Raw genomic sequence first — 12,140 nt, forward strand, 5'->3', positions numbered from 1 at the left:
TCGTCACGTCGTGCCTCTCAGTCCGTCTTGGCCGCGGGATAGTGCTGGGCGTACTTGCGGCGGTAGTTCTGCGTGATCGCCTCGACCACCACACGCCGCAGCGGGCGCGCGTCGGCGTCGTACTTGAGCGGGTTGGCCAGCCCCCCGCGCCGCACGACGCGCTCGAGACGCGCGCGCAGGTCAGGGTCGAGGATGTACCGCTTGAGCAGCCCGAACGGCACCACCGTGTACAGCACCTCGTCCACAGCACGTCGCGGCTGCGCCCGGTGGCCCAGCACGACGTCCTCGACGAGCGCCTCGGCGACGTTCGCCCCCGCGGCCGTCACGTAGTGGTTGTTGCGGCCGATGCGCGGGTTGACCTCGAAGAACACGTGACGCCCGTCGCGGCGGTCGCGCTTGAAGTCGAAGTTGGCGAACCCGACGTAGCCGACGTCGTCGAGGAACCGCCGGGCGGCGTCCATGGCGTCGTCATACGGCTCGACAAGGATCGCCGCCGGGATGCCGAGCGTGCCGGGCGTGTGCTCCTCGAGCAGCACGCGGCCGGTGGCCAGCAGCGTCACCTCGCCGTGGCTGTCGCGGTAGGCGGTCAGCGAGCGCTGCTGCGTCTCGTCCCCCGGGATGTACTCCTGGACCAGGAGCGTGCCGGGGTACCGGGCGTCCGCGAGGTGGCCGAGCAGCGCGACCAGGTCGGCGCGCGCGTCGAGCGTGTGCACCTTCTGCTTGCCGGGGAACGAGACGGCGAACCACTGCGAGGAGTCCGACGGCTTGGCGATGACCGGGTAGGTCAGCGCGTCGACCGCGTCGGCGGCCGCGGCGAGCGCGTCGGGACCTTGCGCGGTGAGCCGCGCGATGTCGACCGGAACGGTGCGCGGCGTCGGGATGCCCAGGCGCTCGCACACCTGCGCGAAGCCCTCCTTGGTCGCCACGCGTGCGAGCACGTCCTTGCTCGGGTACTGGACGAGGTACCCCGCCGCCTCGATCCGGGCCCGGTGCTCGACGATCGTGTGCACGTGCCAGTCCGAGTTGGTCAGGAGCACCAGGGTGCGCCCCGCCAGGCGCCGCGCCTGGTCCTCCAGCGCGGCCAGCAGCGTCTCGACGTCGCCCAAGCCCGGCACCACCACGTTCTCGACGAACGAGGAGCGTTGCAGTGCGCGGGTCGCGACGGTGGACAGGACGACAGCGGGCGCGCCGTACCGCTCGTGGAACGCGCGGCACAGCGCGTACATCCCGATGTCGCCGCCGATGCCGACGACCGTCAGATCGCGTGTGGGGTCGGCCATCCTCATGCGTTCGACTCGGTGCGGTCGCCGGACCAGTCGGTGTGGTAGGCGCCGTCTTTGTCGGTGCGGTGGTAGGTGTGGGCGCCGAAGTAGTCGCGTTGGGCTTGGATGAGCGCGGCGGGTAGGCGCGGTGCGCGCACGGCGTCGTAGTAGGCCAGGGCGGAGGAGAACGCGGGGGTGGGCACGCCGTGGGTGGCGGCGGCGGCGACCACGCGCCGCCAGGCGGCCAGGCCCGAGGCGACGGCGTCGGTGAAGTAGGGGTCGGCCAGCAGCAGCGGCAGGTCCGTGTCGCGCTCATAGGCCTGGGTGATGCGGTCCAGGAACCGGGCGCGGATGATGCACCCGCCGCGCCAGATGCGGGCCATCGCGCCGCGGTCGATGCCCCACCCGTGCTCGGCCGAGGCCGCGGCGATCTGGTCGAAGCCCTGGGAGTAGGCCACGACCTTCGAGGCGTACAGGGCCTGGCGCACGTCCTCGACGAACGCGTCGCGGTCGGCGACCTGCCATGCGGGGGCGTGGGCGGGCAGCGCGGCGCGCGCGGCCTGGCGCCCGGCCGTCGCGCCCGACAGGGCGCGGGCGAACGTGGCCTCGGCGATCGCGGTGATCGGCACCCCCAGGTCCAGGCCGCTGTGCACCGTCCAACGCCCGGTGCCCTTCTGCTCGGCCTGGTCGGCCACCACGTCGACGAACGCGGCCCCGGTCTCGGCGTCCACATGCGAGAGCACGTCGGCGGTGATCTCGATCAGGAACGACTCCAGGTCCCCGGTGTTCCACCGGGCGAAGACCTCCCCGATCTCGCCCGCGGAGGCGCCCAACCCCTGACGCAGCAGGTCATACGCCTCACCGATCAGCTGCATGTCGGCGTACTCGATGCCGTTGTGCACCATCTTGACGAAGTGCCCCGCCCCGTCCGGGCCCACATACGCGCAACACGGGACCCCGTCGACCTTCGCGGCGATGTCCTCCAAGATCGGGCCCAACACCTCATACGCCTCACATGTCCCACCGGGCATGATCGACGGGCCGTGCAACGCGCCCTCCTCACCGCCCGAGACCCCCGCCCCCACAAACCGCAGACCCAGCTCCCGCAGCGCCGCCTCCCGACGCACCGTGTCCGGGTAGTGGGCGTTGCCCGCGTCGACCACGATGTCGCCCTCCTCCAACAACGGCGTCAGCTCATCGATCACCGCGTCCGTGGGCGCCCCGGCCTTGACCATCACCACGACCTTGCGCGGACGCTCCAACGACGCCACAAACTGCGCCAACGACTCACACGGCACGAACACCCCCTCATCGCCCGCCTGCGCGACCAACGACCGCGTCCTGGCCACACTGCGGTTATGCACCGCCACCGTGTACCCATGCCGCGCCAAATTCCGCGCCAAATTCCGACCCATCACCGCAAGACCGGTCACACCGATCTGCGCTGTGCCGGCCTGGGCGCCAAGCCCGGTGGACTGCGTCATCGTGTCTCGCTCCTCGTGCGTCGTTGTGCGTCCCGCGCTGCGCCCTCGTCGGGGCGCGCGCAACCGGAGCAAGCCTAGTCGGGCGGCCGCAGCGGGCTGGGACGCAGGTCACGATCCGGGATCGACCAGGCGGCGCGTGCGGCGAGGCTGTCCCTCACGCGCCCCCACTCGGCCTACCGTGGGCACGTGACGCCCGATCAACGGGAGATTCCCTCCCGGTTCGCCGCCGCGCTGACGTCGCTGCGCCGACCTCGGCTGCGCCCCGAGGTGACCTTGCACGAGGTGCCCGGTCCCGGACGGATCGCGCCGTGGAGCGCGGCGCTCGAGGCCGAGGTCTCGGTCGGGGGCCTGGAGCTCGCCACCGGACGGTTCGTCGTCCTGCACGATCCTGCCGGGCAGGAGACCTGGCGCGGCGACTTCCGCGTCGTCACGTTGGTCCGGGCCTCGCTCGAGCCCGAGATGGTGGACGACCCGATGCTCGCCGAGGTCGCCTGGAGCTGGGTCACCGAGACCGTCGAACAGGCGGGCGTCGACGTGGTCGCGTTGGGCGGCACCGTCACGCGTGTGCTGTCGAACAGCTTCGGCGCGCTCGACGGCACGCCTGACGCCGTCGACCTCGAACTGCGCGCCTCCTGGACGCCGACCGACACGGCGCTCGGCACGCACCTGCACATGTGGGCCGACCTCATGGCCACTGCCGGGGGCCTTCCGCCCCTGCCGGAGGGCGTCACTGCGCTGGGACCGCGCAGGTCCGGATTACGGTAGGTGCGTGACACAGCCGCCTGAGCAGACCGCAGTCCCCGCCAGGCCGATCGTCCCGCTCACCGAGCCGGCCGACGGCGTCGGTGACGTCGTCGACACCGCGGCGGGCCTCGCCAGGGTCGTCGCGGCGTTCGCCGAGGGGTCGGGCCCGGTCGCCGCCGACGCCGAGCGCGCGTCGGGATACCGGTACGGGCAGTCGACCTTCCTCGTGCAACTGCGCCGCGCCGGCGCGGGGACCGCACTGCTCGACCCGGTCGCCCTGCCGGACCTGTCGGTGATCGCCGAGGCGGTCGACGGGACCGAGTGGGTGCTGCACGCGGCGTCGCAGGATCTTCCCGGGCTCGGCGAGCACGGGCTGCGCCCCGCGCGCGTCTTCGACACCGAGCTCGCCGCGCGCCTGCTCGGCATGGAGCGGGTCGGGTTGGCCGCCGTCGTCGCCGAGTTGCTCGGGTGGGGCCTGGCCAAGGAGCACTCGGCCGTCGACTGGTCCACGCGCCCGCTCCCGATGGACTGGCTGCGCTACGCAGCGCTCGACGTCGAGGTGCTCGTCGAGTTGCGCGACGCGCTCGCCGCACGCCTGGACGAGGCCGGCAAGGCGGAGTGGGCCGCGCAGGAGTTCGAGGCGGTGCGCACCGCTGCCCCGCCCGCGCCGCGCCCGGACCCCTGGCGGCGCGTGTCGGGCACGCACACGCTGCGCGACCGACGCAAGCTGGCGATCGTCCGCTCCCTGTGGCTCGCGCGCGACGCCTCGGCGCGCGTGCGAGACATCGCTCCGGGCCGCGTGCTGCCCGATCGCGCGATCGTGGCCGCGGCGCAGGCGATGCCGCGCACCGCGGGCCAGCTCGTCCAGATCGGCGAGTTCGCGGGCAAGGGCCAGCGTCGGCGCGCGGCCACGTGGCAGCGCGCCATCGACCAGGCGATGGCGCTGGCCGAGTCGGAGCTGCCCAGCCAGCGGGGCCCGAGCAGCGACGGCCCCCCGCAAGCGCGCCTGTGGCCCGAGCGCAACCCCGAGGCGACGCGGCGGCTGGCCGCCGCGCGCGACCTGGTCGCCCGCCTCTCGAACGAGTTGAGCGTGCCGGTCGAGAACCTGCTTCAGCCCGACGCGTTGCGCCGTCTGTGCTGGGCGCCGCCGCGCCCGGCGACGGGAGACTCGGTCGCCGACTTCCTGCGCGGCCGCGGCGCGCGCGAATGGCAGATCGGCCTGCTCGCGGACCGGTTGGCCCAGGCCTTCGCCGAGAACGGCTGAGCCGGCGCCGCACAGCCCCCACTGAGACTGCGTCTCAATGGGGGCTAGGTATTTCCTCATACTCGCGGTAGCGTGCACTCACGTGTCCCGGGTCACACCACGACGTCCCGGGTCGCCGCGGCGTCGCTGAGGACGCCGTCGTCCCGACCATCCCTCGCAGATGGAGCTGACATGACCACCACCGCCCGGCGTCCGCTGCTTCGCGACGTCGTCTTCGTCGACGGCGTGCGCACGCCGTTCGGCAAGGCCCGCCCCGACGGCCTCTACGCCGAGACCCGCGCCGACGACCTCATCGTCAAGGCCGTGCGCGAACTGCTGCGCCGCCACCCCGAACTGCCCGCCGACCGCGTCGACGAGGTCGCGATCGCCGCCACCACCCAACAGGGCGATCAGGGCATCACACTCGGCCGCACCGTCGCCGTCCTGGCGGGACTGCCGCGCTCCGTGCCCGGCTACGCCATCGACCGCATGTGCGCGGGCGGCATGACCGCCGTCACGACCACCGCCGCCGGCATCGCCGCGGGCCAACAGGACGTCGTGATCGCGGGCGGCGTCGAGCACATGGGCCACCACCCCATGGGCTTCGACGCCGACCCCAACCCGCGCTTCGTCGCCGAGCGCCTCGTCGACGCCGAGGCGCTCAACATGGGCGTCACGGCCGAGAACATCCACGACCGCATGCCACACCTGACCAAGGAGCGCGCCGACGCCTACGCGGTGGCGAGCCAGGCCAAGTACGCCAAGGCGCTGGCCAACGGCGACGTCGGCCCGGAGATCGTGCCCGTGGCGACACGCTCGGCCACGCTCGGCTGGGGCCTCGCGACCGCCGACGAGCTACCGCGCCCCGGCACCACCCTCGACGCCATCCGTGACCTGAAGACGCCATTCCGTCCCGGCGGACGGGTCACCGCGGGCAACGCCTCCCCGCTGACCGACGGCGCGACGGCGTCGCTGCTCGCCGCGGGCGACGTCGCCGACGAGCTCGGGCTGCCCGCGCGCATGCGCCTGGTCTCCTCCGCGTTCGCGGGGGTCGACCCCGCTGTGATGGGTCTGGGCCCGATCCCGTCGACCGAGCGGGCGCTGGCCCGCGCCGGCCTGACCATCGACGACATCGGCCTGTTCGAGATCAACGAGGCGTTCGCCGTCCAGGTGCTCGCCTTCCTCGACCACTTCGGCCTCGCCGACGACGACGAGCGCGTCAACCCCTACGGCGGCGCGATCGCCGTCGGCCATCCGCTCGCGTCGTCGGGCGTGCGGCTGATGACGCAGCTCGCGCGGCAGTTCGAGCAGAGCCCGCACGTGCGCTACGGCCTGACCACCATGTGCGTGGGACTGGGCCAAGGCGGCACCGTCATCTGGGAGAACCCGCACCACGCCGACTACAGCGGCCACACGATCACGCCTGAGGAGGCCTGACGATGTCGGACACCACCATCCCGGTGCGCGCCGAGCGCGTCACCCACGCGCTCGTGCGCGACGTCACCCTGCCCGGCGGCGCGGGCACGCTCGCGCTTGTCACGCTCGACAACGGCCTCGACCACACCAAGCCGAGCACGCTCGGGCCGCTCGCCATGGCCGAACTCGCCGAGCGCCTCGGCGAGCTGCGCGAACGGGCCGCGAGCGGCGAGATCGCCGCCATCGCCGTGACCGGCAAGCCGTACTTCCTCGCCGCCGGCGCCGACCTGCTCGGCATCGGCGCGGTCACCACGCGCGAGCAGGCGCTCGAGCTGGGCCGCATCGGCCACGCCGCCTACGAGCTGCTGCACGACGCCGGGGTCCCGACGTTCGCGTTCGTCAACGGCCTCGCCCTGGGCGGCGGCCTTGAGGTCGCGCTCAACTGTGACTACCGCACGGTCGCCTCCCAGGCGCCCGCGCTCGGACTGCCGGAGACCGGGCTCGGCCTCGTGCCCGGCTGGGGTGGCGCCTACCTGGTGCCGCGCCTGGTCGGCGTGGAGCGGGCCGTCGAGGTCATCCTCACGCGTCCAGCGCAGAACAAGCCGTTCAAGCCCGCCGAGGCGCTCGCCATCGGGCTCGTCGACGTCCAGTTCGACGCCGCCGACTTCCTCGAGCAGTCGATCGCGTGGGCCGCGCGCGTCGTGCGCGGCGAGGTCATCGTCGAGCGTCGGCCCCTGGACCCGCAGCCGGTGTGGGACGCCGTCGTCGCGGGCGCGCGAGCCCACCTCGACGCCGTCGTGCAGGGGTCGCGAGCGGCGCCCTACCGTGCGCTCGACCTCATCGCCGCGGCCCGCACGGCCACCCGCCAGGAGGCGTTCGCCGCCGAGGACCAGGCGCTGGCTGACCTGGTGATGAGCGACGAGATGCGCGCGAGCGTCTACGCGTTCTCGCTCGTCTCGGGCGGCAAGCGGCCGGCCGGCGCCCCGGACAAGGCGCTGGCCCGGCCTGTGACCCGGGTCGGCATCGTGGGCGCCGGCCTCATGGCCGCCCAGATCGCGCTCCTGGTCTCCCAACGCCTCGGCGTGCCCGTCGTCATGCGCGACCTGGACGCCGAGCGCGTCGCCAAGGGCCTCGGGTTCGTGCGCTCGACGGTCGACAAGCTCGTCGCGCGCGGGCGCATGGGCGCGGACGCCGCCGCGCGCGTCATCGCCTCGGTGCACGGGACGACCGACCTGCGGCAGTTCGCGGACTGCGACGTCGTCATCGAGGCGGTGACCGAGATCCTGTCGCTCAAGAAGCGCGTGTTCGCCGAGCTTGAGGACGTGGTCTCCCCCGAGACGGTCCTCGCGACCAACACCTCGGCGTTGTCGGTGACCGAGATGGCCGCCGACCTGCGCCACCCCGAGCGCGTCGTGGGGGTGCACTTCTTCAACCCGGTCGCCCAGATGCCGCTGGTCGAGGTGGTTCAGGCCGAGCGCACCTCGCCCGAGGCGCTGGCGACGGCCTTCGCCATCACGGCCGCGCTGCGCAAGACGGCGGTGCTGGTCAAGGACCGGCCAGGGTTCGTCGTCAACCGCCTGCTGGTGCTCGTCATGGGCAAGGTCGTCGAGGCGATCGAGAACGGCACCGCGGTCGAGGTCGCCGACACCGCGCTCGCCCCGCTCGGGCTCCCGATGCCGACGTTCGAGCTCTTCGACCTGGTCGGCCCCGCCGTCGGACTGCACGTGCTGACCTCGCTGCGCGAGGACCTGGGCGAGCGGTTCCCGGTCTCCCCCGGCCTGGAGAAGCTCGTCGCCGAGGGCACGCGCGTCGTGCTCGACGCCCCGCGACCCGGCCTGCACAAGCCCGTCGACCCCGCGATCCAGGCGACGTTCGGGCCGGCGCTGGAGCCCGGGGCGACCGGGCGCGCGGGGACCGCGGTGCTCGACGCCGGCGGCGTGCTCGACTCGGTCCTGACGGCGCTGAGTGTCGAGGTCGGCCACATGCTCGACGAGGGTGTGGTGGCCGGGCCACCGCAGATCGACCTGTGCATGATCCTCGGCGCGGGGTGGGGCTTCCACACGGGCGGCATCACGCCGTACCTCGACCGCACGGGCTACAGCGAGCGGGTGCTCGGGCGGCGGCTGCTGCCCGCCGGCGTGGCAAGCGTCCCGCAGCCCTGACCCCCGACCCCCTCCCGGTGGTTGAGCCTGTCGAAACCACCGGGCGGGCGCCAGGAGTTCAGCCGGGCTCACCGCGGTCACGGATGGCGCCCCGGGCAAGCACAGGACAGACTTCGACGATGGCGACGTTGCCCTGGCTGGCCCACCTCTCCCGCCGCGAGCTCGAACTGCTCGTCACCGAGCTGGCTCGCGACCTCGCGGAGCGCCCGCGGTCGATCCAGCGTTTTCGCGCCGAGGCCGACCTGGGCTGCTGGCGGGCGGTCGCCGAGGCGTACGGCAGCGTCGGCGAGCACGGCACGCATGACGACGGCGCGGCCGACGACTCCTAGAGTCGCCGGCCGCGCCGGTGGAAACGAGGCGGAGGAGCCTCAGAAGGTTGCGAGCCCCCGCGAGCGGAACTGCTCCCGCACGCGTTCGGTGAGCTCGACGCTCGGCGGCTGCGTGTCGCCGAGAGAGTAGTCCCGCCCCAGAGCGGTCCACTTGTCGCGGCCCATCTGGTGGAAGGGCAGCACCTCGACCCGGGAGACGGTTCCCGGGCGGATCTCGTTGAGCGAGGCGGTGTAGTCGGCCACCAGGTCGACGTTGCGCTCGTCGTCGGTCAGACCCGGCACCAGCACGAACCGCACCCACACCTCGACGGGGCGCGATGCGGTGGCACCGCCCGGCAGCCCGGACTGCGCAAGCCGGCGCCCGAAGTCGAGCGTGGGCGCGAGCGCCCGCTTGGTGACCTTGAGGTAGGTCTCGGGGTCGCCCGACTTGACGTCGAGCAGCACCAGGTCGGTGTCGGCGAGCATCTCGTCGCTCATCGCCGCGCCGAGGAACCCGGAGGTGTCGACGGCGGTGTGCACGCCCATCTCCTTGGCGCCGCGCAGAACGCGCGCCGCGAAGGCGGGCTGCTGCAGCACCTCGCCACCCGAGAGCGTGATGCCGCCCTTGGTGGCGCGGAACACGGGCACGTACCGCTTGACGCGTGCGAGCAGCTCACGGGCCGTGACCGGCTCCCCGTCGCGCATGTTGAGCGTGTCGGGGTTGTGGCAGTACAGGCAGCGCAGCGGGCAGCCGTTGAGGAAGACGGTCAGGCGGGTGCCCGGTCCGTCCACGGCGGTGACGAGCTCCCACGAGTGGACCGAGCCGAGCTCGCCCGTGCGCATCATCGCCAGCTTGGAAGTGCGGTCGAGGTCGTCGGCGATCGACAGCCCATCGAGCCCGGCGCCGGTCCGGCGCCGCGCCGCGGTGGGCGCGTCGAGGTCGGCGGGGATCGAGTCCCCGTAGAGCTCGGCCACGCCGAAGACCTCAGGCACTCCGATGACGGACGGGGCGCCGAGGAAGACGCCGCGGCCGGCGCCACCGCCGAGGGGTGGGGTGGCGGCGCCGGTCGCGGGGTTCATGGTGGTCATGACGACCAGGATCTCCCGATCCGCGTCACACCGCGCCGTGGAACGTCCGGCTCAGCACGTCGAGCTGCTGCTCGCGGGTGAGGCGGACGAAGTTCACGGCGTAGCCCGACACGCGGATCGTGAGCTGCGGGTAGTTCTCCGGGTGCTCCATGGCGTCCTCGAGGGTCTCGCGGACCAGCACGTTGACGTTCATGTGGTACCCGCTGGCGCCGACCGAGGCGTCGAGCAGGCCGGCCAGGTTGGCGATCTGCTCCTCCTTGGTGCGGCCCAGGCCCGTCGGCACGACGGTGTTGGTCAGCGAGATGCCGTCCTGCGCCTCGTCGTAGGGGAGCTTCGCGACTGACAGAGCGGAGGCGAGCATGCCGTGCGTGTCGCGGCCGTTCATCGGGTTGGCGCCCGGGGAGAACGGCTCGCCGGCGCGGCGCCCGTCGGGCGTGTTGCCCGTGGCCTTGCCGTACACGACGTTCGAGGTGATGGTCAGCACCGACTGGGTCGGCAGCGCGTCGCGGTACATCTTGTGCGAGCGGATCTTGGCCATGAAGGACTCGACCAGCTCGACGGCGATGTCGTCGGCGCGGTCGTCGTCGTTGCCGTAGGTCGGGAACTCACCCTCGGTCTGGTAGTCGACCACGATGCCGCGCTCGTCGAAGACGGGCATGACCTTCGCGTACTTGATGGCCGACAGCGAGTCGGCGGCCACGGCGAGGCCGGCGATGCCGCAGGCCATGGTCCGCAGCACCTCCTTGTCGTGCAGCGCCATCTCGATGCGCTCGTAGGCGTACTTGTCGTGCATGTAGTGGATGACGTTGAGCGCCTCGACGTAGGTGGCGGCCAGCCAGTCCATCGTCTTGTCGAAGCGGGCGCGCACGTCGTCGAAGTCGAGGGCGACGCCGGGCTCGACCGGCGCGAAGGCCGGGGAGACCTGCTTGCCCGAGACCTCGTCCTTGCCGCCGTTGATCGCGTACAGCAGCGTCTTGGCGAGGTTGACGCGGGCGCCGAAGAACTGCATCTGCTTGCCGACGGCCATCGGCGAGACGCAGCAGGCGATCGCGGCGTCGTCGCCCCAGTGCGAGCGGATGGTGTCGTCCGACTCGTACTGCACGGCCGAGGTGTCGATCGAGACCTTGGCGCAGAAGTCCTTGAAGCCCTGGGGCAGCGCGGCGCTCCACAGCACGGTCATGTTGGGCTCGGGGGCCGGGCCCAGGTTGTAGAGCGTCTGCAGCATGCGGAACGAGTTCTTGGTCACCAGCGGTCGCCCGTCCTGGCCCATGCCGGCGATCGACTCGGTGACCCACGTCGGGTCGCCCGAGAACAGCGCGTCGTACTCCGGGGTGCGCAGGAAGCGCACGATCCGCAGCTTGATCACGAAGTCGTCCATGACCTCCTGCGCCTGCTCCTCGGTGAGCACACCGGAGGCGAGGTCACGCTCGAAGTAGACGTCGAGGAAGGTCGACACGCGGCCCAGCGACATGGCCGCGCCGTTCTGCTCCTTGACCGCGGCGAGGTAGCCGAAGTACAGCCACTGCACGGCCTCCGTGGCCGTGGTGGCGGGGCGGGAGATGTCGTAGCCGTAGGAGGCGGCCATCTCCTTGAGCTCGCCCAGGGCGCGGATCTGCTCGGCGTGCTCCTCGCGCTCGCGCACGATCTTCTCGGAGAAGACCTCGGAGTCGAGCTCGAGCTTGTCGACCTTCTTGGCCTCGATGAGCTGGTCGACGCCGTACAGGGCGACGCGGCGGTAGTCGCCGATGATGCGGCCGCGGCCGTAGGCGTCCGGAAGGCCGGTGATGATGTGCGACGAGCGCGCTGCGCGCACGGCCGGCGAGTACCCGTCGAAGACGCCCTGGTTGTGGGTCTTGCGGTACTTGGTGAAGACCTCGTGCAGCGTGGGGTCGACGTCGTAGCCGTAGGTCTTGAGCGACGTCTCGACCATGCGCCAGCCACCGAACGGCATCATCGCGCGCTTGAGCGGGGCGTCGGTCTGCAGGCCGACGATGACCTCGTCGTCCTTGGAGATGTAGCCCGGCGCGTGGGCGGTGATCCCGGCGGGGATCTTGTTGTCGACGTCGTAGACGCCCTTCTCACGCTCGGCCGGGAACATGGCCGCGAGCGTCTCCCACACCTTCGTCGTGCGGGCGGTCGGGCCGGCGAGGAAGGTGTCGTCACCCTCGTACGGCGTGTAGTTCCTCTGGATGAAGTCGCGGACGTCGATCTTGTCCTGCCAGGGGCCGTTGGTGAAGCCGGCCCAGGCGGTCGTGATCGTGTCGGCGGCGGACGCTGTCGTCGTCATTGCTGACCTTCTCTCCTCCGGGAGGGATCGTCCTCCCCCTGTTTCCAAGGACGACGTTACGCCCGTGGACAGACCACAGCCACACCAAACGGCCCCGGAAGCCTGTCACCTTGCTCACACTGTGGTCTGACCACAGCGTCTGCGC

At 72.0% G+C, this 12,140-nt stretch carries 9 protein-coding genes; 5 read left to right on the forward strand and 4 right to left on the reverse strand.

Annotated features, from left to right (window positions below; translation table 11 throughout):
* Positions 1-17 precede the first annotated feature (17 nt).
* Together EV386_RS06715 and gndA are read right to left on the reverse strand one after the other, a co-directional pair.
* Positions 18-1,286: a carboxylate--amine ligase gene (locus EV386_RS06715; RefSeq protein WP_242607856.1), complete on the reverse strand. Its 1,269-nt coding sequence runs from the start codon at positions 1,284-1,286 to the stop codon at positions 18-20.
* The gene (gndA, locus tag EV386_RS06720) at positions 1,283-2,746 is read right to left on the reverse strand and encodes an NADP-dependent phosphogluconate dehydrogenase (RefSeq protein WP_130413484.1); all 1,464 of its coding nucleotides are present in this window, start codon (positions 2,744-2,746) and stop codon (positions 1,283-1,285) included. The genes EV386_RS06715 and gndA overlap by 4 nt, the downstream gene beginning before the upstream one ends.
* Positions 2,747-2,932: 186 nt before the next feature.
* Here gndA and EV386_RS06725 point away from each other — a divergent pair, with 186 nt between their 5' ends.
* From EV386_RS06725 to EV386_RS06745, 5 genes are all read left to right on the forward strand, one after another.
* Complete coding sequence (locus EV386_RS06725) at positions 2,933-3,511, forward strand: DUF3000 domain-containing protein (protein ID WP_130413486.1); 579 nt, start codon at positions 2,933-2,935, stop codon at positions 3,509-3,511.
* Positions 3,512-3,515: 4 nt separating this feature from the next.
* Complete coding sequence (locus EV386_RS06730) at positions 3,516-4,754, forward strand: HRDC domain-containing protein (RefSeq protein WP_130413488.1); 1,239 nt, start codon at positions 3,516-3,518, stop codon at positions 4,752-4,754.
* Between the two features lie 171 nt (positions 4,755-4,925).
* Positions 4,926-6,170 carry a thiolase family protein gene (locus tag EV386_RS06735; RefSeq protein WP_130413490.1) on the forward strand — a complete coding sequence of 415 codons (1,245 nt, stop codon included), beginning with the start codon at positions 4,926-4,928 and terminating at the stop codon, positions 6,168-6,170.
* A 2-nt stretch (positions 6,171-6,172) separates the two neighbouring features.
* On the forward strand, positions 6,173-8,311 hold the full coding sequence (locus EV386_RS06740; protein WP_130413492.1) for a 3-hydroxyacyl-CoA dehydrogenase NAD-binding domain-containing protein: 2,139 nt from the start codon (positions 6,173-6,175) through the stop codon (positions 8,309-8,311).
* Positions 8,312-8,430: 119 nt separating this feature from the next.
* Positions 8,431-8,640, forward strand: a complete 210-nt coding sequence (locus tag EV386_RS06745) for a hypothetical protein (RefSeq protein ID WP_130413494.1) — start codon at positions 8,431-8,433, stop codon at positions 8,638-8,640.
* A gap of 39 nt (positions 8,641-8,679) precedes the next feature.
* Here EV386_RS06745 and pflA read toward each other — a convergent pair whose 3' ends face one another.
* Both pflA and pflB read right to left on the reverse strand, forming a co-directional pair.
* Positions 8,680-9,708: a pyruvate formate-lyase-activating protein gene (pflA, locus tag EV386_RS06750; RefSeq protein WP_130413496.1), complete on the reverse strand. Its 1,029-nt coding sequence runs from the start codon at positions 9,706-9,708 to the stop codon at positions 8,680-8,682.
* Between the two features lie 25 nt (positions 9,709-9,733).
* Positions 9,734-11,995 (reverse strand): formate C-acetyltransferase, encoded by a 2,262-nt coding sequence (gene pflB, locus EV386_RS06755; protein ID WP_130413498.1) that lies wholly within the window; start codon positions 11,993-11,995, stop codon positions 9,734-9,736.
* Positions 11,996-12,140: the final 145 nt, after the last annotated feature.

The organism is Xylanimonas ulmi (assembly GCF_004216535.1).
GTDB classification, from domain to species: Bacteria; Actinomycetota; Actinomycetes; order Actinomycetales; family Cellulomonadaceae; genus Xylanimonas; species Xylanimonas ulmi.

What these genes read in the sequence shown, in the direction of transcription:
- EV386_RS06715 (WP_242607856.1), bottom strand. Translation starts at nt 1,286, where the DNA reads ATGAGGATGGCCGACCCCACACGCGATCTGACGGTCGTCGGCATCGGC.
- gndA (WP_130413484.1), bottom strand. Translation starts at nt 2,746, where the DNA reads ATGACGCAGTCCACCGGGCTTGGCGCCCAGGCCGGCACAGCGCAGATC.
- EV386_RS06735 (WP_130413490.1), top strand. Translation starts at nt 4,926, where the DNA reads ATGACCACCACCGCCCGGCGTCCGCTGCTTCGCGACGTCGTCTTCGTC.
- EV386_RS06740 (WP_130413492.1), top strand. Translation starts at nt 6,173, where the DNA reads ATGTCGGACACCACCATCCCGGTGCGCGCCGAGCGCGTCACCCACGCG.
- EV386_RS06745 (WP_130413494.1), top strand. Translation starts at nt 8,431, where the DNA reads ATGGCGACGTTGCCCTGGCTGGCCCACCTCTCCCGCCGCGAGCTCGAA.
- pflA (WP_130413496.1), bottom strand. Translation starts at nt 9,708, where the DNA reads ATGACCACCATGAACCCCGCGACCGGCGCCGCCACCCCACCCCTCGGC.
- pflB (WP_130413498.1), bottom strand. Translation starts at nt 11,995, where the DNA reads ATGACGACGACAGCGTCCGCCGCCGACACGATCACGACCGCCTGGGCC.